This window comes from Arhodomonas sp. AD133 (genome assembly GCF_051195215.1).
Classification (GTDB): domain Bacteria; phylum Pseudomonadota; class Gammaproteobacteria; order Nitrococcales; family Nitrococcaceae; genus Arhodomonas.
On sequence record NZ_JBNAZM010000030.1, the window covers coordinates 15,918 to 36,160 of the forward strand.

The window sequence follows — 20,243 nt, forward strand, 5'->3', positions numbered from 1 at the left end:
TCGCCCTCTTCTTCGTAGTGGCTCGCGGCACGTCCGCGCCGCGGGCAGGTTTGACCCCGCGTCAGGCTGCCACGCAAGCGTAGCCGCTCGCCCGGCGCTGCGCGAGGCCACGGCGGCCATGAGGGCCGCCGGGAAAGCGGATTAGTCTCTCATATGATGAGACACTTTGCTTACCGTCGGAGCAAGAAGGCGAAAGCTGGCCCGGGTCCGGGTCCGGGTCCGGGTGTGGGTAGGGTGTCAGTCGTCGGGTTACGTTTCGCCGTCCGGGTGTTGTGATGCGCCCAGGATGGATTCGTCGCCGGGGGCGCTAATACGCTCGATCCGCGAGATGATCTCTCCCTGGTGAAGACGCGTGGTGATTTGCTCGCCCTCGCTGAGCACGCTCGCGTCCCTGAGGAGCTCCCGGGTCGCCGTGCGTTGGCTGATGGTGTAGCCGCGTTCGAGCGTCGCCAGCGGGCTCACGGCCTGAAGCGCCCGGGCGTTGGTCTGCAGGCGGCTTCGCTGGTGGGTGATCGTCTGGGACATCGCCGCGCGCAGGCGCTGCCGGAGGCCGTCCGTGCGCAGGCGTTGTTCGTGCACCCGTCGCCGCGGATCCTGCTCCCGCAGCCGTGCGGTGAGCATCGCGAGGCGTTCGCGCTGCAGGTGCAGCCGGCGGCGTTGCGCGCTCGCCAGCCGTTGCTCGAGCTCGTCGAGACGCTGGGCACGCTCCTGCAGGCGCCGTCCCGGGTGCTGGCCATGCAGGCGCTGGCGCAGACTCTCCAGCCTCTGGTGTCGTGCGGTGAGCACGCGGTGGCCGGCGTCGGCGAGGCGTCGGTGGTACTCGCCCACGGTGCGCAACCACGCCCGCCCGTCCGGGCTCAGCATCTCTGCCCCCGCCGACGGCGTTGGCGCGCGCTGGTCGGCGACCAGGTCGGTGATGGTGACGTCCACCTCGTGACCCACTGCGCTCACGATGGGCAGACGGCAGGCGTAAACGGCGCGGGCCAGTGCTTCCTCGTTGAAGGCCCACAGGTCTTCGAGGGAACCGCCGCCGCGGGTGAGCAGCAGCGCATCCACTTCGTTGCGCGCGTCGGCCTCGGCGATCCGGGCAGCAATGCGCTCGGCGGCGCCTTCGCCCTGGACGGGCACCGGATAGACCACGACCGCCATCGCCGGAAAGCGTCGCTTCAGCACGTGCAGCGCGTCGCGCACCGCGGCACCGGTGGGTGAGGTGATGACGCCGAGCCGCCGTACCCGCTCGGGCAGGGAGCGCTTGTGGGCCTGGTCGAACAGGCCCTCGCGGTCGAGGCGGGCCTTGAGCTGCTCGAAGGCGCGGCGCAGGGCACCGTCGCCGGCGGGCTCCATGTGCTCGACGATGAGCTGGAACTCGCCGCGGGCCGTATAGAGGCTCACGCGTGCGCGCACCAGTATCTGGGTACCGTCGTCCGGGCGGAAGCGCAGGCGCAGGTTGCGGTTGCGGAACATGGCGCAGCGCACCTGGGCGCTGCCATCCTTGAGGCTGAAGTAGATGTGCCCGGAGCGCGGCCGTGCCAGGTTGGATATCTCGCCTTCCACCCACAGCAGCGGGAAGCCGCTTTCGAGCAGCAGCTTCACCTCCTGGTTGAGCCGGGAGACGGTATAGACGTTGCGTTCGTTGGTGTCCGGGTGCGCCATGGGGCGAAAGGATACCAGCGACGCCGCAGGGTGGGCAGCGCCGCGTTGACGCGGCGGTGACCGCTTTGATACCCGAATCATCATTAATGGCAACAATGGCAGACAGGAGGCCGGGCGTTATGCCGGATCAGTCCATGCAGGCGATGGTACTGGAGCGTCCCGGCGATCCGCTGGTGGCGCGGGAGATACAGCGGCCCGAACCCGGGCCGGGGCAGTTGCGGTTACGGGTCGCCGCTTGCGGGGTCTGTCGCACCGACTTGCACGTGGTCGACGGTGAGCTCCCCGATCCGGTTCTGCCGGTGATTCCGGGCCACGAGATCGTGGGCGTGGTCGACGCGCTCGGTCCCGGCACGCAGCGCTACCGCATCGGTGATCGCGTGGGCGTACCGTGGCTGGGCCACGTGTGCGGGCACTGCCGCTATTGCCGCGCCGGCCACGAGAACCTCTGCGACGGCGCCCGTTTCACCGGCTATCAGCTACCGGGCGGTTATGCGCAATATACGGTGGCGGACGAAGCGTTCTGTTTTCCCATCCCAGAGGCCTACGGCGATGCCGAGGCGGCACCGTTATTGTGCGCCGGGCTCATCGGTCAGCGTGCACTGTCCATGGCCGGGGAGGCCCGTACGCTGGGCATTTACGGCTTTGGCGCCGCTGCCCACATCGTCGCCCAGGTGGCCCGTCACCAGCAGCGACGGCTGTTCGCGTTCACCCGCCCCGGGGACACGGACGCTCAGGCATTCGCTCGGTCACTGGGCGCGGAATGGGCCGGGGGCTCGGACGAGCCCGCGCCCCAGGCGCTCGACGCGGCATTGATTTTCGCGCCGGTGGGGGCGCTGGTGCCGCAGGCACTGAGCGCCGTGGACAAGGGCGGACGCGTGGTCTGCGCCGGGATTCACATGAGCGATATCCCGGCCTTTCCCTACGCGCTTCTCTGGGAGGAGCGCTCCATATGCTCCGTGGCTAACCTCACCCGCGCTGACGGGGAGGCTTTCATGGACATCGCACCACGCGTGCCGGTGCGTACCCACGTTCAGCGCTACCCGCTGGCCCAGGCCAACCAGGCCCTCGCGGATCTGCGTGAGGGCCGGATGCAGGGCGCCGCTGTGCTGCTGCCCTGAGTCCGCCGGTCAGTGGATGATCGTCACCGGACACTTCGCGCGGTGGAGGATACGCTGACTGACGCTCCCGAGAAGGGTCTCCTGAACGGCGTTGAGTCCCCGGCTCCCCATCAGGATCATCGCGTCCGGCGTCTCGTTGGCATGGGTCACGATGGCCTCGGCGGCGTGGCCAGCGAGCACTTCCTCCTCCACCGTGACGTTCGTCTCGCCCATCGCCTTGCGTGCGGTACCGAAGGCCTGTGCGGCACTGTCGTCGCGCAGGCGCGCGAACGCGTCCGGATCGAAGTAGCGCAGGTCCCGGAGGTTGCGCACGTCGGTGGGTGTGCCGAACATGTCCACCGGATTCTCGGGGAAAGCGAACAGCAACCGCACGGGAATGCCGAGGGCGCTGGCGAAGGCGCTGGCGTACTCCGCGGCGGCGCAGGCGCCCTGGGATCCGTCCACGGGAACGAGAAGAACGCTGGGCGTATTGGCCATGACGAACAGTCTCCGCTACAGGCGAATGATGTCGGGCCGGCGCGCGGCTGTGAGACGGTTCTCACCGAATGGCGCCTGTGCTTGAAGTATCGAAAGGTCGGCGCTGCAGCGCAAGCGCTGTTCGGGGAACGGGTGACCTGGGTCAAGACCCGGCCTTCGTGCCGGGATGCCGTTACCGGGTAGCGTGCAGCCTCGTGCGAGCGCGAATGCAGGCAATGAGGGGGTATGGATGAACGAGCCTTTCGCCGCTCTCGGGCTCGCGCTCGCCATCGGACTGCTGATCGGGCTGGAGCGCGGCTGGCGCCAGCGCGAGCAGGCGGAGGGGTCACGTCTGGCGGGGCTGCGTACGTTCGGCCTCATCGGTTTGATGGGCGGGCTCGTCGCCATACTCGCGCGGGAGCACGGTGGGTGGCTGCTGGCGGTGGGTCTGCTCGCACTCACCGCGATCGTTCTCTACGGCTACGGCCAGACCGCCCGGCATCGCGGGGACTACGGCGTGACCACCGAGGTCGCGGCATTGGTGACGTTTCTGCTCTCGGCGCTGGCGGCATCCGGGTATCCTGCGCCGGCGGCCGCAGGCGCCGTCGTGGCCACCGGTCTGCTGGGGCTCAAGGACTACCTGCACGGGTTGCTGCATCGCCTCGACGAGATGGAGATGCTCGGCGGGTTACAGCTCGGCCTGATCACGCTGGTCGTTCTGCCCGTCCTGCCGAACCGGGGGTTCGGACCGTGGCGTGTGCTCAATCCCCACGACCTGTGGCTCATGGTCATTCTCATCAGTGCCATCGGTTTTGTCGGGCATTTCGCCGTCAGGCTGGTGGGGGCGCGGCGTGGGCTATTGATGACGGGGCTGTTCGCCGGCCTTGCGTCATCCACCGCACTCACCCTCGCGCTGTCGCGTGCCGGGCGGGGCAACGCCGTTCTGCCCGGGTCGCTCGCAGCTGCCGTGATCATCGCCAGCACGACCATGTTTCCGCGGGTGCTGGTCGAGGTGGCCGTGGTGAATGCCGGACTGTTACCGCGGTTGTGGTGGCCCATGAGCCTGCTGACCGCGGTGGGTGTCGCCGGCGCACTGGCGCTGTGGATCTACGAGCGCGGCGCTGAGCGTGAAGGAGAGGCGCCGGTGTTCGCGCGTCCCTTCGAGCTCGGCACGGCCGTGAAGTTCGCCGCGGTGCTGGCGGTGATCATGCTGCTCGCCGAGGCGGCGCGCCGCCAGCTCGGCGATTCCGGCGTTTACGCCGTGGCGGTGCTCTCCGGACTCACCGACGTCGACGCGATCACGCTGTCGCTCAGCAATATGGCCCGTTCCGAGCTGTCCGGGGCGGTGGCGGCGCGGGGCATCGTTCTGGCGAGCGTCACCAACACGGCGGTCAAGGCTGGACTGGTAGCCGGCCTGGCCGGCGCCGCGATGGCATGGCGGGTCGCCGCCGTGCTTGGCCCGGTGGTCGCGCTGGGCGTGGTCATGGCGTCGCTGCCCGCGGCCGGGGCGGGCATGTGACTTAACCCTGCTTGCTCGTGCGCGGCTGTGCCTCCCGGTCGGTGCCGGCCAGCGAGCGTAGCGACTGCTTGTCGAGCAGCTCTATCTCACGGCTGGAGGCCGATATCCAGCCCCAGTCGACGAGGCGCTTGAACAGCCGGCTCATGGTCTCCGGTGCCAGGCCCAGGTAGTTGCTGAGCTCGTGGCGGGACATGGGCAGCCGGAAACGCGTGGCGGAGAGGCCGCGCTGGCCGAAACGGTCGCTGAGGCTGAGCAGCATGATGGCGAGGCGTTGCTCGGCGGTCCGTCGGCCGAGGACGTGGAGCATCTCCTGCTCGGAGAAGATTTCACGGCTCATGACGCGCAGCAGCTGCCGCTGCAGCCCCGGGATCGTCTCAGCGAGCGTTTCCAACTGCTCGAAGGGGATCTCGCAGACGCTGGTGGTCTCCAACGCCACCGCCGTGGACGGGTGTTTGCCCGAGTGGATGGCGTCGAGACCCACCAGCTCGCCGGGCAAGTGGAATGCCGCGATCTGCTCGCTGCCGTCCTCGGCGAGCGTGGTCGCCTTGAGTGCCCCGGTACGCACCGCATAGATCGCGCCGAATGCGTCGCCATCGCGGTACAGCGGCGCCCCCTTGGACAGCGGCTTTCGCCGTTGAACGATGCGATCGAGGGCGTCGACGTCATCCGCTTCGAGTGCAACCGGCAGGCAGAGCTCCGCGAGGCTGCAGGTCCGGCACGCCTGGCGGATGCTGCGGATGGTCGGTTGGTGTCCCGTATCGTTGGGAGCAGACATCGTGGACTCCTTTGGCGCCGGCCTGTCACCGAATAGCGACACCGGGGATACTACATTACTCCCTCCACCTTGCCGACCGGCGTCGCGGAGTCTGCATACCGTGGGGCGCTCGCGTCCTTTCTGCGTTGCGCTCTTTCGGGGCCGGACGAGCGGTTATACAGACGCACGATAGGCCGCGTGGCGTCGTCATGCCAAAACGGCTCCCGGCGCTGGCCCACATTGTAGTGCGAACGTCGTGCGTTTCCCTAATGTCCCGGAACACGAATTCGTTGTATTGCTGCGCATTACGGCACACCTTGTGGTCGTGAGGTGATTGATGTGCGTCAACACCGTCCGCGGCGGCGCCGGCTATGGTTCGTGTTAATGGGAGCCGGCGTGCCATCGGCACATCCGGTTGCAGGGCGCGGTCGTTAGTGTTCCTCAAGGGACGCTGGAGGGTGCGGGCCTCGACGCCCGCCAGTGAGTCACCTGCGTCGGGGGCATTGCCACATTGGCGACGGGAGGGCCGTCATGGCACTCGACATACAACCCCTCGACCGTTTCAGGGATCTGCTCGCCCGGGCCCGACATCTGGAGGCCACGGAGGCGGCGCTCATGTCGCTGGCCACGGTGGGAGCGGACGGCTGGCCGGCAGTGCGCGAGATCTATCTGCAGGCGGTGGACGACACCGGGCTCGTCTTCTTTACCCACGACTGCAGCCGCAAGGCGCGGCAGCTCGCGGAAAATCCGCGGGCGGCGGCGTGTTTCTACTGGCCCGCGTTGGGACAACAGGTACAGGTGGAGGGCGTGACCGAGCCGGTCGACGATGCCACTGCCGATGACGCTTGGGCCGGGCGTAGCCGTGAGAGTCAGCTGGCGGCGTGGGCGTCTCGGCAGTCCCGGCCACTGGACTCCGACGAGGCGTTGACGGCGCGTGTTGCGGATTATCGCAAACGCTTCGACTTCCAGCGCCAGATCCCGCGGCCGGCGCATTGGTGCGGTTACCGGCTGGTGCCCGAGCGCATTGAGTTCTGGAGCTCGGGATGGCGGTATCTCCATGTGCGCGAGCGTTATGAGCGTGATGCGCACGCCTGGGTGATTCAGCGGCTGGAGCCGTAACCACGTGGGGGAAGGCGTGATGCAGGTGACGTTCTTCGGGGCGACGCGCGAGGTCACCGGCTCCTGTTTCCTGGTAGAGGCGGGAGGCCGGCGGATATTGGTCGACTGCGGCCTGATTCAGGGCAGCCCGCGGCATGAGCGCCACAATCGCGATCGGTTCCCGTTCGATCCCGGTGCTGTCGATGCGGTGGTATTGACCCACGCCCATCTCGACCATTCCGGGCGCCTGCCGCTTCTGATCAAGCGAGGCTTTTCCGGTCGCGTATTCACTCACCGCGCGAGCGTGGACCTCGCGCGCATCATGCTGGAGGACGCCGGCTATCTCCAGGAGAAGGACGCCGAGTGGGAGAACCGCAAGCGTGCCCGCAAGGGCCTGCGGCCGGTGGAACCGCTGTATTCCCGGTGGGAGGCCCAGGTCTCGGCGCGACGCTTCCACGGGCTGGACTACGGTGACCCCGTCGAGATCGCACCCGGAATCACTCTGACGCTCGCGGACGCCGGCCATATCCTCGGCTCGGCAATCGCCTTGCTCGATCTCGCCGACGGCTCGCGCCGGCGCCGGGTCGTCTTCAGCGGCGATCTGGGCCACCGTGGCACGCCCATTCTGCGGGATCCGGAACGGGTTGCCGAAGCCGATCTCGTGGTCATGGAGAGCACCTATGGCGATCGCCAGCATCGGCCGTGGCCGCAGACCTGGGCGGAGATGGGCAGCATTGTCGCCGAGGCCCGCGAGGCCGGCGGCAACGTGTTGATCCCGACGTTCGCGGTGGATCGTACGCAGATGCTGCTGTACATGTTCAACCGCTATTTCGACGAGTGGGGGCTGGGACACTGGAGACTATTCCTCGACAGCCCGATGGCCATCAAGGCCACCCGCGTGTACGCCCGCTACAGCCAGCTTTATGATGACGAGGCCGCTGCTTTCGAGCGGGCTCACGGTGATCTCTTCGATCTGCCCAACCTGCAGCTTTGCGAGCACACCGAAGAGTCGATGGCCATCAACCGCGTACGCGCCGGAGCCGTGGTTATTGCCGGCAGCGGTATGTGTACGGGTGGCCGCATCAAGCACCATCTCAAGCACAATCTGTGGCGGCGCGAGACCCGGATCATCGTGCCGGGGTTCCAGGCCGCGGGCACACCGGGGCGGGCGCTGGTGGATGGCGCCCGATATCTGCGCCTGTGGGGCGAGGCGGTGCGTGTCCAGGCAAGCGTCCATACGGTTGGAGGACTGTCGGCGCATGCGGACCAGCAGGGGCTGCTCGACTGGTACGCCGGCTTCGGCAACCGGCCGCCGGTGGCGGTGGTGCACGGCGAGCCGGTGGCACAGCAAGCCTTGTTGCAGCAGTTGCACGAGGCATTCGACGCACGTGCCGAGGCGGTGGACTTCGGCCAGAGCCTCGCCCTTGGATGAGCCGCGGGCGTACTGGAGATGGCTATTCGCCCAGGGAGTCGCGCAGGGCCTGGAACCGCTCCCGGGTGATCGGACGCAGACCGGTGACACCATCCGGGGAAAGGGTCTGCTCGATCTCGGCCCAGTCGTCTTCCCGCAGGCTTTTCTCGACGAGCGGAAAGACCTCCCGCTCTTCCCAGCGCATGTGCTCGCGCTCGGCACGCAGGTACTCGTTGCCGCGGCTGATCAGGACGTCGCGGCGGACCATGTGATCCTGGGCGGCATCCTCGACCACTTCGAGCAGGGCGAGCCCCAAGGTACGAAGGCGCTCGTGGTCTTCGGTAAGCGTCTGCACCATCGCCTGGGCACGGCGTCGGCGTCGGCGCAGGTACCGGTAGAGCAGGTCTTCCTTGGCGTGATGGAAGAGGTCCGGGTATTCCGTGATGTAGTAGACGGCGGTGGTCAGGAGCTCGAAATCCGCCGGACCGCTGTCGCTCACGCGGTCGATCTCTCGCTCGATGATGCCGAGCACCCGGCTCATTTCCTGGTGCTCGTCGCGAAGCTGTGCAATCACCTCGTGCATGGCGGGCCTCCCGCTTCTGGCACCTGCCTGTTTCCAATGTACACCCGTGGGATGCCGAAGGATTGATCTATGACAAGGCCGTTGCCGATCCAGGAATCCGTCGGCGGTAGGGTCATGGGCCGCCGGTGGGCAGCACACGGGGGCCCGCACCCGATTGCGGCGGTGTATCGAGCTCGGCCAGGCGTCGCTCGAGGAATCGTTGTTCGGGGCCCTGTTCGGTCAGCGCGAGCGCCTGGCGGTAGTGAGTGGCCGCTTCGGTGTGCCGGCCAAGCCGCCGGCACAGGTCGGCGCGGGCGGCGTGAGCGAGGTGATAATCCCCGAGGCCCGGGCCGTCGAGCAACACATCGAGACGGGCGAGGCCGGCCTCGGGGCCGTCACGCATGGCGATGGCGACTGCGCGATTGAGCTCGACCACCGGCGACGGTGCGGTCATGGCGAGAACGTCGTAGAGGCTGACGATCTGCACCCAGTCCGTTTCCGCCGGCGTGGGTGCTTCCGCATGAACCGCGGCGATCGCGGCCTGCAGCGTGTAGGTGCCGAAACGCCGCGTTCGCAGCGCCTGCTCGACCAGCGCCGTGCCTTCGTCGATGTATTGCCGTATCCACAACCCGCGGTTCTGCTCCTCGAGCAGGATCAGGTCACCGTTGGCGTCCGTGCGGGCGGGGCGGCGGGATTCATGCAGCAGCATGAGCGCCAGCAGGCCCATCGTCTCCGGGTCGCGTTCCAGGGCAAGCAACTGCCTGCCGAGACGGATGGCCTCGCCCGAGAGATCCGCGCGTGTCAGCGTATCGCCCGCGGTGGCCGAGTATCCCTCGTTGAATACCAGGTAAACGACGCGGAGCACGGCATCCAGACGGGCCGGGCGCTCGCTCGGCGCCGGTACCTCGTAGGGGATGCCGGCATCGCGGATCTTGGCCTTGGCGCGCACGATGCGCTGGGCGACCGTGGAAGCCCTGATCAGAAAGGCGTGCGCAATCTCCTCGGTGGTGAGGCCGCAGATTTCCCGCAGGGTGAGCGCGACCTGCGCGTCTGCCGAGAGGCTGGGGTGGCAGCAGGTGAAGATCAGCCGCAGGTGGTCGTCCTCGATGGTGCTCTCGTCCCAGAGTGCAGGGTCCGACGTTTCCGCCTCCAGCCGCTCGGCGAGCCCTTCGCCGCCGGCTTCGAAGCGCGCGCGCCGCCGCATCGCGTCGATGGCCTTGAAGCGCCCGGTGGATACCAGCCAGGCGCGGGGGTTGTTGGGGATTCCGTCCCGCGGCCACTGTTCCATCGCCGCGACGATCGCATCGTGCAGGGCTTCTTCGGCACGCTCGAAATCACCGAGTAGTCGGATCAGCGTGGCGAGAACACGGCGCGACTCCCGGCGGTAGATGCGTTCGAACGCGTCGTGCTCCATGTGCATGGGGTCGTGGTGTGTCATCGTCACAGGTGACGTGTCTCCGCTGGTGGCGATGTCCAGTTGTCGTGGCGTCCGTCGACGTAGCTGACCGGGGCGGACGCCAGCTCGGCAGCGTCGACATCGTCCAGACAGGCGAGATTGATCGCATAGGCGCGGGTGCCCGTGCCGGTGTCTTCTCCCCAGCCGAACGGCCGGATGCCGCATCGCCGGCAGAATAGATGATGGATATGTCGGCTGCCGAACTGGTAGGTGATGAGCACCTCGTCGCCGGCAAGGAGCCGGAATGCGTCCGCCGGCACCATGGCGAGCCAGCTACGGGCTTTCGCGCAAATCGAGCAATTGCACTTCAGCGTGCCCGCGGCGAGGTCGACGTCCGCCTCGTAACGAACCGTTCCGCAGTGGCAGCTGCCCTTGTAGGTCCTTTTCATCGCATCGCTCCGTCGCATGTGCATGGCCGCACCCGGTTTCCGTATGCGGTTACCGGGCTGCATCAGACCGGCCCGGATACCTGTGGGCGGTGCGCCGTCGGGCAGGTCGCCTACCGGGCCTACCGATTAGTCGCTCGGCGACGGTCCCGATCGACACGGTCATCGTAATTCGGGGGTATAACCCGCATCGCCTTGCAAGTGTAAGCCCGCAGTAAGTGCCTTGAGGTTGCGTGTCGGCTGGTGCATTCCGCGATTGCCGATACCGGTTGCGCGGCGGTTGCCGGGCCGAGCGGCGAAATGCCGTCGGGCGGTCGTGGAGTGAATCCTTGTGCCAACGGTTGACCGACAACAGACGTCGAGAAGGAACTTGCTGTGAGAATAATAAACGCCCCATCGTGCGGCGCTTCGCGCCGGCAGGCTCTACCCGTTGCTGGCTTGGTGTGCGCACTCGCCGCGGGAGGTGCCCATGCGGCGGTGTTCACGGTTACCAACGGTGCCGACAGCGGCGCCGGCAGCCTGCGTGAGGCGGTGACGGACGCCAATGCGACCGCCGGTAACGACGAGATCGCCTTCGCCTCCGGGGTCGGGCTGATTACGCTGACCTCGGGACAAATCGACATCACCGAAACGGTCACCATCGCGGCCTCGCCGGCAAGCGCGGTGACTGTCACCGGCAACGACAATTCGCGCGTATTCGCGGTGACCGATGCCAGCGCGACCCTTCTGCTGAGAAACCTGACGCTGACCGCGGGATTGACCAGCGCCGACGGCGTCCTGCCGAGCGGGGGTAGCACTACCTGCGCGGCCGGAACGGGTGAGGGCGGGGCAGTGTGTGCGCTCGGTGATATCAGCCTGGAGCGCGTGACCGTCACCGACAGCCGTACCACCGGCGTGTATGCCCGGGGCGGTGGCGTCTTCGTGGCCGGCGATGCCGTCGTTGACGACAGTGCGATTACCGGCAACCGCACGGAGAATACCTGGGGCGATGGCGGCGGCTTGTACGTGGGCTTTGGTAGTGCCCTGCTAAGCAACAGCATCGTCACCGGGAACGTCATTGCAGGCAACTATGCCGGTGGCGCGGGACTCCACGTGAACAGTGCCAATGTGTCGCTGATGAACAGCACGGTGGCGGCCAACGCGACCCAGGGGCCCGGTGGCGTTGGCGGTGGCGTCTGGGTGCGCGGTGGCGCCAATGTGTTCAACACCACCATCTCTGGCAACAGCACCCAGGCGGGGGATGGCGACGGCGCCGGCATCTGGATATCCGGGGGCGATCTCAGCCTGGAGAACAGCACGATAACGGCGAACCAGGCCGGCGGCAGTGGCGGTGGGGTCGCGCTGTACGCGGGCGCGAATCTGGTCTCGCGCAGTAGCATCCTCGCCGGCAATGCGGCGGTCGGGGGCAACGTCGCGATCACCGATGGCGGCAGCTCGACGCTGGACGTCGATCACAGTCTCTTCGGCGATCCGGACGGTGAGATCACTGGCATCGATACTGCCAACGTGTTCAGCGACACCCCGGCACTCGGTGCCCTCGCCGACAACGGTTGTGATGCGCCTGCGGGCGCCCCCGCGACCGCGTCGTGTGTCGAAACGCACGCGGTACCGGGAAGCAGCCCGGCGCTTGACGCCGGATCCAATCCCAGCGGCCTCGTGGGCGATCAGCGCGGTGCCGGGTTCCCGCGGCTGCTCGGTGCGGCCGTCGATATCGGCGCGTTCGAGGCAGACGGCATCGCCACGCTTGCCCTGTCGCCGGCGCCGCTGGACTTCGGTAGCGTGACGGTCGGCCGGACCAGTGCGCCCGCGACGGTAACCGTGGCCAATACCGGCACCGCGGTGGCCGACCTGGATCCCGTTGCGGTCGTGGGGCCACAAGCATCGCAGTATGCGGTGGTTCGGGACGGCTGCTCCGGTCAGACGGTGGCGGCCGGGGAAACCTGCACCGTCGACGTGACGTTCACCCCCGCAGCCGCGGATACGGCGAGCGCCCAGCTCGCCGTGACGTCCAATGCCGCCACGAGCCCGGATTACGTGACCCTGGCGGGGGTCGGGTCCGATGGCGACAGCGGACCGGGCTCGCAGCCAGGGGCAGGTGATTCCAGCGCCCGGCATGTGCCGGCGCTCGGGCCACTCGGGCTCGGACTGCTGGCGAGCCTCATGGGATGGTTCGGCTGGCGCGTCGGCGGCCGGAACCGTTAGCGGTCGTTGGACGCGGGCATCAGAGAATGCCCGCGTCCAACCCGGCGGCCAGGCATTGACCGAGCTCCTCGACCTCGTCGGCGAACGTGTCCTGCCACTCGCCCCGCAGGATCAACGGTTCCTGTACCCACTTCCAGCGCAATCCGGTGACGATGGTCTCCACCGCACGGCGCGTGCCGGTGCCGTCGTGTCCGGCGCGAATGTAGAGGGCGCACGGCAGGCCCTGCATCTGGTCGAGTACCGGATAGTAACTGCGGTCGAAGAAGTCTTTCAGCGCGCCGCTCATGTAGCCGAGATTCTCGGTGGTACCGAGCAGAATGGCGTCGCAGGCGCGCACATCGTCCGGCCCGGCGTCCAGCGGCGCCTTGACCGTTACATCCACGGCACCGGCGTCTTCATGGCGGGCGCCACGTGCGGCGGCGTCGCGCAGCTTGCGTGTGTTGGGTGAGGGCGCATGGGCCACGATCAGCAGGCGTTTGGTCATCGTGTCATCGCGGTGGTCGCGTCAGCAGTTGCCATCAGCTCGTCCTCGTCGGCCCCGGGACGCATGCAAGATCCCGGCTCTGCGACGAGCAGTCGCGTCACGGGTGCTCGGCACGCACCTGAGGGTCGTTGTAGCCGAATGCGTGCTGATAGGTCCAGGCAACGGCGGGAGGGAGATTGTTCCAGATGTGGCGTGAGGGTTCCGCGATGAGTGCGGGGTCGAGCGGTATCGGCGAGACGGGGCCATAAGTGAATTGCACCAGCCGCCCATGGGGGCCGAGAGCGCGTAGCGCATCCATCGCGAGCCGGCGACGTCGACGCCTCGGAAAGACCATGAGAGGCAGGCTGGACACGATCGCCGTAAGTGTCATCCCGGCCTCGGCGAACCGAGCGATGGCGGCGAACGCATCCTCCTCGAGAACCGTGGCTGCCGGAAAGCGCTGACGCAACAGGTCGACGAAACGGGGGTTGGTTTCGATGAGAACCAGATCCCGTTCGCGAACGCCCGCCCCGATGAGCGCCTTCGTGACAGGGCCCGTGCCCGGGCCGAGCTCGACAACCTGCGCGCCGGGGCGCACCGCAGCCGCGAGTGCCATTGTTCGGGCGAGGGCCGCGGAGCTCGGCGCGACGGCACCGGTGCGCAGGGGGGTACGAAGCCAGGCGGCGAGGAAGCGAAGGAGCTCGCTGTGCCGCCGGTGGCAGCGGCGTGCGGCATGTGCGTCATGGTTTCTCCTATCTGAGCATTCGCCGCACTAGGGCGGGGGACAGGTGGTTGAGCAGGGGCAGGAGGCGGGCCTTGCCCACCCAAGTCTCGGCGCGTTCCGTGACGATGCCGGCGGCAATGGCTTCGGCGGCTTTGTGCGGGCTGATTTTTCCCCGGCCGCGGCCACGGGTCATGTCGGTATCCACCAGCGCCATGATGGTCTCGCAGATGCGCAGGTTCGGGGCGGCGTCTTCGCACTGGTAGCGCAGGGCGCGTGTGAAACTGCGCAGGCCGGATTTCGTCGCACAGTAAACGGGTGCGGCCTGCTTCGGGGCGAGTGCCAGCGCCGTCGTGACGTTCATGACCACCGCCCTCGGCTGTTGCCTGAGAAGGGGGATCAACCCGGCCGTTATCGTCACAGGGGCGGCGAGGTTGATCGCAATCTCCGCACGGCTGTCATCCGCCAGCGAATCATCGGACCCACTGGCGAAATCCATCTCCGTCTGGACGGCCGCGTTGTTGACGAGCACCGCGAGGTCGGGGTGTTCCCGCATCGTGCGCTCGACCAGCCCGTGTGTTTCGCCGGGCCGGGAAAGCTCTGCCGCCATGGAGACGGTGGGGCTCGCCAGCCGCTGTGCCTGTTTCTTCAGCCTCGTCTCGTCGCGTCCGACCAGGATGAGCTCAGCGCCTTCAGCGGCCAGCAGCTCGGCCAACGCCGCGCCGATGCCGCGGCTGGCACCGGTGATCAGGACCTTGCGGCCTTTCAGTTCCATTCCGTGCCTCTCGCGCTTGCCAGTCGCTTGCCTGGAACGCATTATCCGAGTGATTACTCGCATCTGGAAACTCGTATCTCATGAGCGCACCGCGAACGGTCATCGAACCGCGGAAAAGGCCACGTCAGGCGCGCTCGGCGGTCACGGTGGATGCCATTGTCGAAGCGGCGGCTCGCATTCTCACCGCTGACGGTCTGGCGGGCCTGAACACGAACGCGGTGGCGGAGCGTGCCGGCGTCAGCGTTGGCTCGCTGTATCAGTATTTCCCGGGCAAGGAGGCAATCCTGACCGAAATGCTGCGGCGCAAGCGCCGCAAGCTTCTGGATGACATGACGGCGGCGCTTGCCGGCATGGAGCGTGAGGACGAGGACACCGTGATCGCGCGCCTGGTGGCGGCCGCGATGCGCAACCAGGCACGGGCACCGCGGCTCGCGCAGGCGCTGGACTACGCGAGTGCTGCGCTGCCGCTGCATGACGAGACGATGCACACCAACCGCCGCGTGATCGAGACCGTGGCCCGGGCTCTGGCGTTGCATGCAGTGCCTGATGCCCAGCAGGCGGCACGGGACGTGGTGGGTTTGACGCGCGGCATGATGCTGCAGGCTTTCCACGAGGGGACGGCAGACGAGACGGCGCTCGCGCGCCGCATTTGCCTGGCGATTCGCGGCTATCTGGCGGAATTGCGCCGTGAGGCCGGCTGAGCCGGCGTTACTAATCTTCTCAGAAGTATTGTCATACGTCAGCCGGTCTGTGCGCCGATGGGGCAAGGCGCGAGGCGCGCCGTGTAGCCGGGCACCATAAGCGGTGAGCAACGCAGATCCCATCGGCGCACAGACCGGCCCAAAGGGAGCGCCACAGCGACCCGGTGGCGGCGTTGCGCTCGCTTGACGTGACCCAGCCACGCCGGCGCGAACGCGTCTTGCCCCCGGGCCGCTGTGGTGCTCTGACGTATGACAATACTTCTGAGAAGATTAGTATGGACCAATCACGGCATGCGCGCCGATCGAAGCACATCGACTCCCGCGGGAACGGGGAACGCCCCCGCGTTGTCGGCAGGAATCGAGGGAGCAGCTTTCGAAGCGCTATGGACGTAAGGCTGAACCGACGCGGATTCCTCAGCCTGCTGGGCGGTCTCGCCGTATCGGCCTGGCTGCCCGGGCGCGCTGCTGCGCAGGGGGCCGAGACGCCGATCCTGCGCGCGGTGACGTCCACCGGCGAGCGTATGCCGGTGATCGGCATGGGCTCGTGGATCACGTTCAACGTGGGCCGGGACCGGGAACTGCGCAATCATCGCGTGCGCGTGTTGCAGGCGTTCTTCGACCGTGGCGGCGGCATGATCGACTCCTCACCCATGTACGGCTCTTCGGAAGAAGTCATCGGTTACTGTCTCGAACGCATCGACAACACCCGGTCGCTCGTCGCGGCGACCAAGGTGTGGAGCTGGCTGCATTCGCGGGGCCTTGAGCAGATGCGCGCTTCCCGGCGTCTGTGGGGCGTGGAGCAATTCGATGTCATGCAGGTCCATAACCTGGTGGGTTGGGAGGACTATCTGCCAACGCTGCTCGAGCACAAGGACAACGGCCGGATCCGCTACATCGGCGTGACCACCTCCCATGGCCGTCGCCACGCCGAGCTCGAGCGCATCATGGCGAACGAGCCCATCGATTTCGTCCAGCTCACCTACAACATCCGCGACCGCGAGGCCGAGCAGCGCCTACTGCCTCTGGCTGCAGAGCGCGGCCTGGGCGTCATCGTCAACCGTCCGTTCCGGCGCAAGCAGCTCATTCGCGAGTTCGAGCAGCGGCCGCTGCCGGCCTGGGCGGCCGAGATCGACTGTGCCAACTGGCCGCAGTTCCTGTTGAAGTACATCGTTTCCAACCCGGCGGTGACCTGTGCGATTCCGGCGACCTCTCGGGTCGACCACATGCACGAGAATATGGGGGCGCTTTACGGGCGCCTGCCGGATGCGGCCATGCGCGAGCGCATGGTTCGCTACGTCGGGAGCTTGTAGTCGCCGATGCTGCCGTACACGGCCACCGTCTATTTCTCGTTCGTCGCGCGTTACAACGAGGCGCTGTGGCCCTGGCATCTGCTGGTCTACGTACTGGCGCTGGCGATGCTGGCACTGTGCCTGCGGCCCGTGCGCGGCGGCGACCGCATTATCGGGGCGTTGCTGGCCGCAGCCTGGCTGTGGGTCGGGGTGGTTTTTCACTACCGGTTCTTCGCGACCCTGAACTTCGCGGCCCCCCTCTATGCGCTGTTGTTCGTGATTCAGGCGGTTCTGGTACTCGTTACGGCCGCCGGGCTGGGGCGAATTGCGTTCCGGTTCCGGCACGATGTCGCGGGCTGGCTGGGGCTCGTTGTCGCCATCGTCGCGTTGGTGGGCTATCCCGCGATGGACGTGGTTGCCGGGTTCGAGTGGCCCGGGGTGCGGGTGCCCGGCCTGGCGCCCGCACCCACCGTGCTCTTCACCGTGGGAATCGTGACCCTGGCCACCCCGCGACTGCCGATGTATCTCCTGGCGGTTCCACTACTGTGGGCGCTGATTGCCGGCGCCACGGCCTGGGCGCTGCCCATGCCCCAGGACTACGTGCTGTTGCCGGCGTGCCTCGCGGCCCTCTGGCTGGGCGTGAGGGCGCGACGCGCAGCGTGAACGCCACCATCACGTTCGATCCACCACCGGATCGAAGCCATAGAGCGCCGCCGGGTTGTCGACGAGGATCTTCTGACGCTCTTCGGGGCCCGCCCAGTCCAGGAGTACGTCCAGCAGCGTCGCGTCGTCCGGATAGTCTTCCCGGGACGCGCCCACGTGCGGCCAGTTGGAGCCCCAGATGATGCGTTCCGGGGCATGTCGGATCACCCGCCGGGCGATGGCGGCGACGTCCTCGAATCCCGGGGCCCCGCTGGTGCTCGTCTCGTCGCAGCCGCAGAGCTTGAACCAGGCGTTGCCGCGGTCGAGCAGGCGCAGGAGCTCGTCGACCCGCCGGTCGTCCGCCGTCACCGGTGGCATGAACTTACCGATGTGGTCGATGACATAGTCGGTCTCGATGGCGCGCAGGGCATCCAGGTGCTCGTCCATCTCCCGGCCGTTGAACTGCACGATGAGGCTCCAGCCCACCTCGCGCACGAGTCGCTCGACGGGCGCCATGGCGGCGATGGGCACGGCCCCGCCGGGCAGGTTCATGATGCGGGCGCCACGAACCCCCTGGGCGTCAAGCCGCCGCAGCTCCGGCACGGACATATCCGGTGAGACCGCGATCACGGCCCGCGCCCGATGGCTGCCGAGGCGCGCCAGCGCTGCAAGGGTGGCCCGGTTGTCGAGCTGGTAGGCGTTCGACTGGGTCACCACGACGCGCTCCAGCCCGAGACGCTGCTGGACCACGGCGTAGTCCTCGAGGGTCGCGAGCTCGCGGATGCCGGGGCCGCCGGGTTGCGACTCGAAGCCCTCCAGGAAGAAATGGATGTGGCAGTCGGTGGCCCCGGGCGGTGTGGCCAGTGTGGGCCCGGGACCGGCGAGTGGGCGCGTGTTGGGCGGGCAGGGCATCTATCGGGGCTCCTTGAGCGTGAACGCGTCGAGCCGGGTCCGGTCCACCTCGATACCGAGACCGGGGCCGTCCGGGACGGTGACGACACCGCGCACCGGCTCGATCGGGGTCGTGACGATCGCGTGGCGCAGCGGGTTAGGCGTACGGTCCAGCTCCAGGATGGGCTCCACCGGATCCCGCCGCGGCGGATTGGGTGCCTGGGCGGCGAGGCATTGCAGGCTCGCGGCGAGGGCGACTGCCGTGCCCCAGACGTGGGGGACGCAGCGCACACCGTAAAGCGCGGCGAGATCGGTGACCCGGCGCATTTCGCTGAAGCCTCCGGTACCGCAGATGTCCGGTTGGACGATGTCCACCAGCCGCCGGGTCAGGGGCTCGTGCATGGCGTACCGTCCGTGCCAGGTCTCGCCGCCGGCTACCGGAATCGGCTGGTCGGCACGTACCGCGCGATAGGCGTCGAGCTGCTCGGGGACAACGGGCTCCTCGAACCAGTCCACGTCGAACGCCGCCGCCCGGCGGCCGAGCTCGACCGCCTCCAGCACGTCGTAGCCATGATTGGCGTCGATCATGAGTCGGGGCTCCGGCCCGATCGCCTCGCGCACCGCGGCGATCGAGTGCAGATCGTCGGCTACGCCAAAGCCGATCTTGATCTTCACGGCGTGAAAGCCGTCGTCCACGTAGCCGCGGGTTTCCGCCGCCAGGTCCGCCGCGCCGTCGACGCCGTCCTTGCGGAATCCACCGGTTGCGTACGCGCGTACTCGCTCGCGAAAGCGTCCGCCCAGCAGTAATGAAACCGGCGCGTCGAAATGCTTGCCCTTGATGTCCCAGAGCGCGATATCGATACCGCTCAGGGCCGTGACCGTGAGTCCGCGCTGGCCCTGGTCGCGCAGCCGATTATAGAGCTCGAGCCAGAGTGGTTCCGTTTCCAGCGGGTCGCGTCCCACCAGCGAGCCGGCGTAGGCCTGCACGACCGCCGCGTTCGGCGGGGCCGGGCCGAGACACTCGCCCCATCCGACGGTGCCGTCGTCGCAGACGATCTCGACGAGGCAGTGCTGGCGGCGTTCGAAGCGCATGGAAGCGCTCTCGAACGGCTGTTCCAGCGGATGGTCGAGGACATGGGTGTGGACGGCTGCGATTTTCATGAGCGGTTGCGCTCGATCAGGCGGGCGAGCATTTCGGTTTCCTTCTCCGTGAGATCGGTCAGCGGCGGGCGTACCGGCCCGGCATCGAAGCCCTGGATACGCACGCCGGCCTTGATGGCCGATACCGCATAGCCGGTGCCCCGGTCCCTGATGTTCATGAACGGGTAGAAGAAATTCTGCAGCAATGCTTCGGTGCGTGCCCGGTCGCCGGCGCGCAGGGCCTGGTAGAACGTCTGCGCGAGCTGCGGGACGAAATTGAACACGGCTGATGAGTACGTGGTGAAACCGGCAGCCAGATAGGCCTCGGCGAAGAGCTCGGCGGTGGGCAGGCCACCGACGTAGGTAAGGCGATCGCCCAGGGTCACGGTGACCCGGCGTGCCAGCGCGACGTCGCCGGTGCCGTCCTTGAAGCCCACCAGGTTGGGGCAGGATTCGGCGAGTCGCGCCAGGGTTTCGGGCTGGAGGATGCTGTTGTCGCGGTTGTAGACGACCACGCCGATGTCGACGGCGTCGCAGACCGCCCGGACGTGTTCGTAGAGGCCGGTCTGGCTGGCGCCGATCAGGTAGTGGGGCAGCAGCAGCAGGCCGTCGGCGCCGGCGCGCTGCGCGTCCGTCGCCATGGCGGTGGCGATGCGGGTGCCGTAGCCGCAGCCGGCGACGATGGGCGTGTCGCCCGCCGCGGACTTGGCGGCGCGGATGATCGCCGGCACCTCGTCGGGGGCCAGGGAGAAGAACTCACCGGTGCCGCCGGCGGCGAACAGCACGCTCGCGTCGAACTGCGACAGCCAGCCTACGTGCTCGCCATAGGCCACCTCGTTGAACGCGCCGTCGCCGTCGAACGGGGTCACGGGAAACGACAGTAATCCACCCGCGAGGGCGGCTTGCAACGCTTTGGGCTCCATACTCGTCACGCATCCTCTGTCCGAAAGAATGGTCGATGGTGGTGCCCGAGTATACAAGTGGTATTACATGTGTCAAAAAATGT

20 protein-coding genes are annotated in these 20,243 nt (G+C 67.5%); 8 read left to right on the forward strand and 12 right to left on the reverse strand.

Annotation, left to right across the window (positions count from 1 at the left end):
• Positions 1-249: 249 nt before the first annotated feature.
• On the reverse strand, positions 250-1,653 hold the full coding sequence (gene xseA / locus ACPEES_RS15435) for an exodeoxyribonuclease VII large subunit (RefSeq protein WP_435104432.1): 1,404 nt from the start codon (positions 1,651-1,653) through the stop codon (positions 250-252).
• Positions 1,654-1,772: 119 nt separating this feature from the next.
• Here xseA and ACPEES_RS15440 point away from each other — a divergent pair, with 119 nt between their 5' ends.
• A complete protein-coding gene (locus tag ACPEES_RS15440) occupies positions 1,773-2,771 on the forward strand; it encodes a zinc-dependent alcohol dehydrogenase family protein (RefSeq protein ID WP_435104433.1) in 999 nt (332 codons plus the stop codon).
• 9 nt (positions 2,772-2,780) lie between these two features.
• On the opposite strand, the gene ACPEES_RS15445 is transcribed toward ACPEES_RS15440, so the two are convergent.
• Positions 2,781-3,248 (reverse strand): universal stress protein, encoded by a 468-nt coding sequence (locus ACPEES_RS15445; RefSeq protein WP_435104434.1) that lies wholly within the window; start codon positions 3,246-3,248, stop codon positions 2,781-2,783.
• A 229-nt stretch (positions 3,249-3,477) separates the two neighbouring features.
• Between ACPEES_RS15445 and ACPEES_RS15450 the strand changes: the two genes are divergently transcribed.
• The gene (locus ACPEES_RS15450; protein ID WP_435104435.1) at positions 3,478-4,746 is read left to right on the forward strand and encodes an MgtC/SapB family protein; all 1,269 of its coding nucleotides are present in this window, start codon (positions 3,478-3,480) and stop codon (positions 4,744-4,746) included.
• Between the two features lies 1 nt (position 4,747).
• Here the strand turns inward: ACPEES_RS15450 and fnr are convergent, their stop codons facing one another.
• The gene (fnr, locus tag ACPEES_RS15455) at positions 4,748-5,521 is read right to left on the reverse strand and encodes a fumarate/nitrate reduction transcriptional regulator Fnr (RefSeq protein ID WP_435104436.1); all 774 of its coding nucleotides are present in this window, start codon (positions 5,519-5,521) and stop codon (positions 4,748-4,750) included.
• 510 nt (positions 5,522-6,031) lie between these two features.
• Here fnr and pdxH point away from each other — a divergent pair.
• Entirely contained in the window at positions 6,032-6,619 is a 588-nt protein-coding gene (gene pdxH / locus ACPEES_RS15460) for a pyridoxamine 5'-phosphate oxidase (protein ID WP_435104437.1), read from the forward strand.
• A gap of 19 nt (positions 6,620-6,638) precedes the next feature.
• Positions 6,639-8,030, forward strand: a complete 1,392-nt coding sequence (locus tag ACPEES_RS15465; protein WP_435104438.1) for an MBL fold metallo-hydrolase RNA specificity domain-containing protein — start codon at positions 6,639-6,641, stop codon at positions 8,028-8,030.
• Positions 8,031-8,052: 22 nt separating this feature from the next.
• Here ACPEES_RS15465 and ACPEES_RS15470 read toward each other — a convergent pair whose 3' ends face one another.
• From ACPEES_RS15470 to ACPEES_RS15480, 3 genes are all read right to left on the reverse strand, one after another.
• On the reverse strand, positions 8,053-8,592 hold the full coding sequence (locus ACPEES_RS15470) for a hemerythrin domain-containing protein (protein WP_435104439.1): 540 nt from the start codon (positions 8,590-8,592) through the stop codon (positions 8,053-8,055).
• A 112-nt stretch (positions 8,593-8,704) separates the two neighbouring features.
• Positions 8,705-10,009 carry an RNA polymerase sigma factor gene (locus ACPEES_RS15475; RefSeq protein WP_435104468.1) on the reverse strand — a complete coding sequence of 435 codons (1,305 nt, stop codon included), beginning with the start codon at positions 10,007-10,009 and terminating at the stop codon, positions 8,705-8,707.
• A 2-nt stretch (positions 10,010-10,011) separates the two neighbouring features.
• Entirely contained in the window at positions 10,012-10,416 is a 405-nt protein-coding gene (locus ACPEES_RS15480; RefSeq protein WP_435104440.1) for a GFA family protein, read from the reverse strand.
• Positions 10,417-10,890: 474 nt separating this feature from the next.
• Here ACPEES_RS15480 and ACPEES_RS15485 point away from each other — a divergent pair, with 474 nt between their 5' ends.
• Positions 10,891-12,615, forward strand: a complete 1,725-nt coding sequence (locus ACPEES_RS15485) for an IPTL-CTERM sorting domain-containing protein (protein ID WP_435104441.1) — start codon at positions 10,891-10,893, stop codon at positions 12,613-12,615.
• A gap of 19 nt (positions 12,616-12,634) precedes the next feature.
• Here the strand turns inward: ACPEES_RS15485 and ACPEES_RS15490 are convergent, their stop codons facing one another.
• From ACPEES_RS15490 to ACPEES_RS15500, 3 genes are all read right to left on the reverse strand, one after another.
• Positions 12,635-13,099 (reverse strand): flavodoxin family protein, encoded by a 465-nt coding sequence (locus ACPEES_RS15490; protein WP_435104442.1) that lies wholly within the window; start codon positions 13,097-13,099, stop codon positions 12,635-12,637.
• A gap of 97 nt (positions 13,100-13,196) precedes the next feature.
• The gene (locus ACPEES_RS15495) at positions 13,197-13,694 is read right to left on the reverse strand and encodes a class I SAM-dependent methyltransferase (protein ID WP_435104443.1); all 498 of its coding nucleotides are present in this window, start codon (positions 13,692-13,694) and stop codon (positions 13,197-13,199) included.
• A gap of 136 nt (positions 13,695-13,830) precedes the next feature.
• On the reverse strand, positions 13,831-14,574 hold the full coding sequence (locus ACPEES_RS15500) for an SDR family NAD(P)-dependent oxidoreductase (RefSeq protein ID WP_435104444.1): 744 nt from the start codon (positions 14,572-14,574) through the stop codon (positions 13,831-13,833).
• An 80-nt stretch (positions 14,575-14,654) separates the two neighbouring features.
• On the opposite strand from ACPEES_RS15500, the gene ACPEES_RS15505 reads away from it, so the two are divergent.
• From ACPEES_RS15505 to ACPEES_RS15515, 3 genes are all read left to right on the forward strand, one after another.
• Entirely contained in the window at positions 14,655-15,275 is a 621-nt protein-coding gene (locus ACPEES_RS15505; RefSeq protein ID WP_435104445.1) for a TetR/AcrR family transcriptional regulator, read from the forward strand.
• A gap of 383 nt (positions 15,276-15,658) precedes the next feature.
• The gene (locus tag ACPEES_RS15510; protein WP_435104446.1) at positions 15,659-16,585 is read left to right on the forward strand and encodes an aldo/keto reductase; all 927 of its coding nucleotides are present in this window, start codon (positions 15,659-15,661) and stop codon (positions 16,583-16,585) included.
• A 6-nt stretch (positions 16,586-16,591) separates the two neighbouring features.
• On the forward strand, positions 16,592-17,227 hold the full coding sequence (locus ACPEES_RS15515) for a DUF6064 family protein (RefSeq protein WP_435104447.1): 636 nt from the start codon (positions 16,592-16,594) through the stop codon (positions 17,225-17,227).
• A 9-nt stretch (positions 17,228-17,236) separates the two neighbouring features.
• On the opposite strand, the gene ACPEES_RS15520 is transcribed toward ACPEES_RS15515, so the two are convergent.
• Genes ACPEES_RS15520 through kdgD form a run of 3 tightly spaced genes read right to left on the reverse strand, consistent with a single transcriptional unit; the run spans position 17,237 to position 20,160 of the window.
• Positions 17,237-18,118, reverse strand: a complete 882-nt coding sequence (locus ACPEES_RS15520) for an amidohydrolase family protein (RefSeq protein ID WP_435104449.1) — start codon at positions 18,116-18,118, stop codon at positions 17,237-17,239.
• Positions 18,119-19,258 (reverse strand): mandelate racemase/muconate lactonizing enzyme family protein, encoded by a 1,140-nt coding sequence (locus ACPEES_RS15525; protein ID WP_435104451.1) that lies wholly within the window; start codon positions 19,256-19,258, stop codon positions 18,119-18,121.
• On the reverse strand, positions 19,255-20,160 hold the full coding sequence (kdgD, locus tag ACPEES_RS15530) for a 5-dehydro-4-deoxyglucarate dehydratase (protein ID WP_435104452.1): 906 nt from the start codon (positions 20,158-20,160) through the stop codon (positions 19,255-19,257). Before kdgD ends, ACPEES_RS15525 begins: the two co-directional genes overlap by 4 nt.
• Positions 20,161-20,243 lie beyond the last annotated feature (83 nt).

Excerpts from the sequence above, each read along its gene's own strand:
- ACPEES_RS15490 (WP_435104442.1), bottom strand. The coding sequence starts at position 13,099 with ATGACCAAACGCCTGCTGATCGTGGCCCATGCGCCCTCACCCAACACA.
- ACPEES_RS15495 (WP_435104443.1), bottom strand. The coding sequence starts at position 13,694 with ATGGCACTCGCGGCTGCGGTGCGCCCCGGCGCGCAGGTTGTCGAGCTC.
- xseA (WP_435104432.1), bottom strand. The coding sequence starts at position 1,653 with ATGGCGCACCCGGACACCAACGAACGCAACGTCTATACCGTCTCCCGG.
- kdgD (WP_435104452.1), bottom strand. The coding sequence starts at position 20,160 with ATGGAGCCCAAAGCGTTGCAAGCCGCCCTCGCGGGTGGATTACTGTCG.
- ACPEES_RS15505 (WP_435104445.1), top strand. The coding sequence starts at position 14,655 with ATGAGCGCACCGCGAACGGTCATCGAACCGCGGAAAAGGCCACGTCAG.
- pdxH (WP_435104437.1), top strand. The coding sequence starts at position 6,032 with ATGGCACTCGACATACAACCCCTCGACCGTTTCAGGGATCTGCTCGCC.
- ACPEES_RS15525 (WP_435104451.1), bottom strand. The coding sequence starts at position 19,258 with ATGAAAATCGCAGCCGTCCACACCCATGTCCTCGACCATCCGCTGGAA.
- fnr (WP_435104436.1), bottom strand. The coding sequence starts at position 5,521 with ATGTCTGCTCCCAACGATACGGGACACCAACCGACCATCCGCAGCATC.
- ACPEES_RS15465 (WP_435104438.1), top strand. The coding sequence starts at position 6,639 with ATGCAGGTGACGTTCTTCGGGGCGACGCGCGAGGTCACCGGCTCCTGT.
- ACPEES_RS15515 (WP_435104447.1), top strand. The coding sequence starts at position 16,592 with ATGCTGCCGTACACGGCCACCGTCTATTTCTCGTTCGTCGCGCGTTAC.
- ACPEES_RS15475 (WP_435104468.1), bottom strand. The coding sequence starts at position 10,009 with ATGACACACCACGACCCCATGCACATGGAGCACGACGCGTTCGAACGC.
- ACPEES_RS15440 (WP_435104433.1), top strand. The coding sequence starts at position 1,773 with ATGCCGGATCAGTCCATGCAGGCGATGGTACTGGAGCGTCCCGGCGAT.
- ACPEES_RS15510 (WP_435104446.1), top strand. The coding sequence starts at position 15,659 with ATGGACGTAAGGCTGAACCGACGCGGATTCCTCAGCCTGCTGGGCGGT.
- ACPEES_RS15480 (WP_435104440.1), bottom strand. The coding sequence starts at position 10,416 with ATGAAAAGGACCTACAAGGGCAGCTGCCACTGCGGAACGGTTCGTTAC.
- ACPEES_RS15500 (WP_435104444.1), bottom strand. The coding sequence starts at position 14,574 with ATGGAACTGAAAGGCCGCAAGGTCCTGATCACCGGTGCCAGCCGCGGC.
- ACPEES_RS15470 (WP_435104439.1), bottom strand. The coding sequence starts at position 8,592 with ATGCACGAGGTGATTGCACAGCTTCGCGACGAGCACCAGGAAATGAGC.
- ACPEES_RS15450 (WP_435104435.1), top strand. The coding sequence starts at position 3,478 with ATGAACGAGCCTTTCGCCGCTCTCGGGCTCGCGCTCGCCATCGGACTG.
- ACPEES_RS15520 (WP_435104449.1), bottom strand. The coding sequence starts at position 18,118 with ATGCCCTGCCCGCCCAACACGCGCCCACTCGCCGGTCCCGGGCCCACA.
- ACPEES_RS15445 (WP_435104434.1), bottom strand. The coding sequence starts at position 3,248 with ATGGCCAATACGCCCAGCGTTCTTCTCGTTCCCGTGGACGGATCCCAG.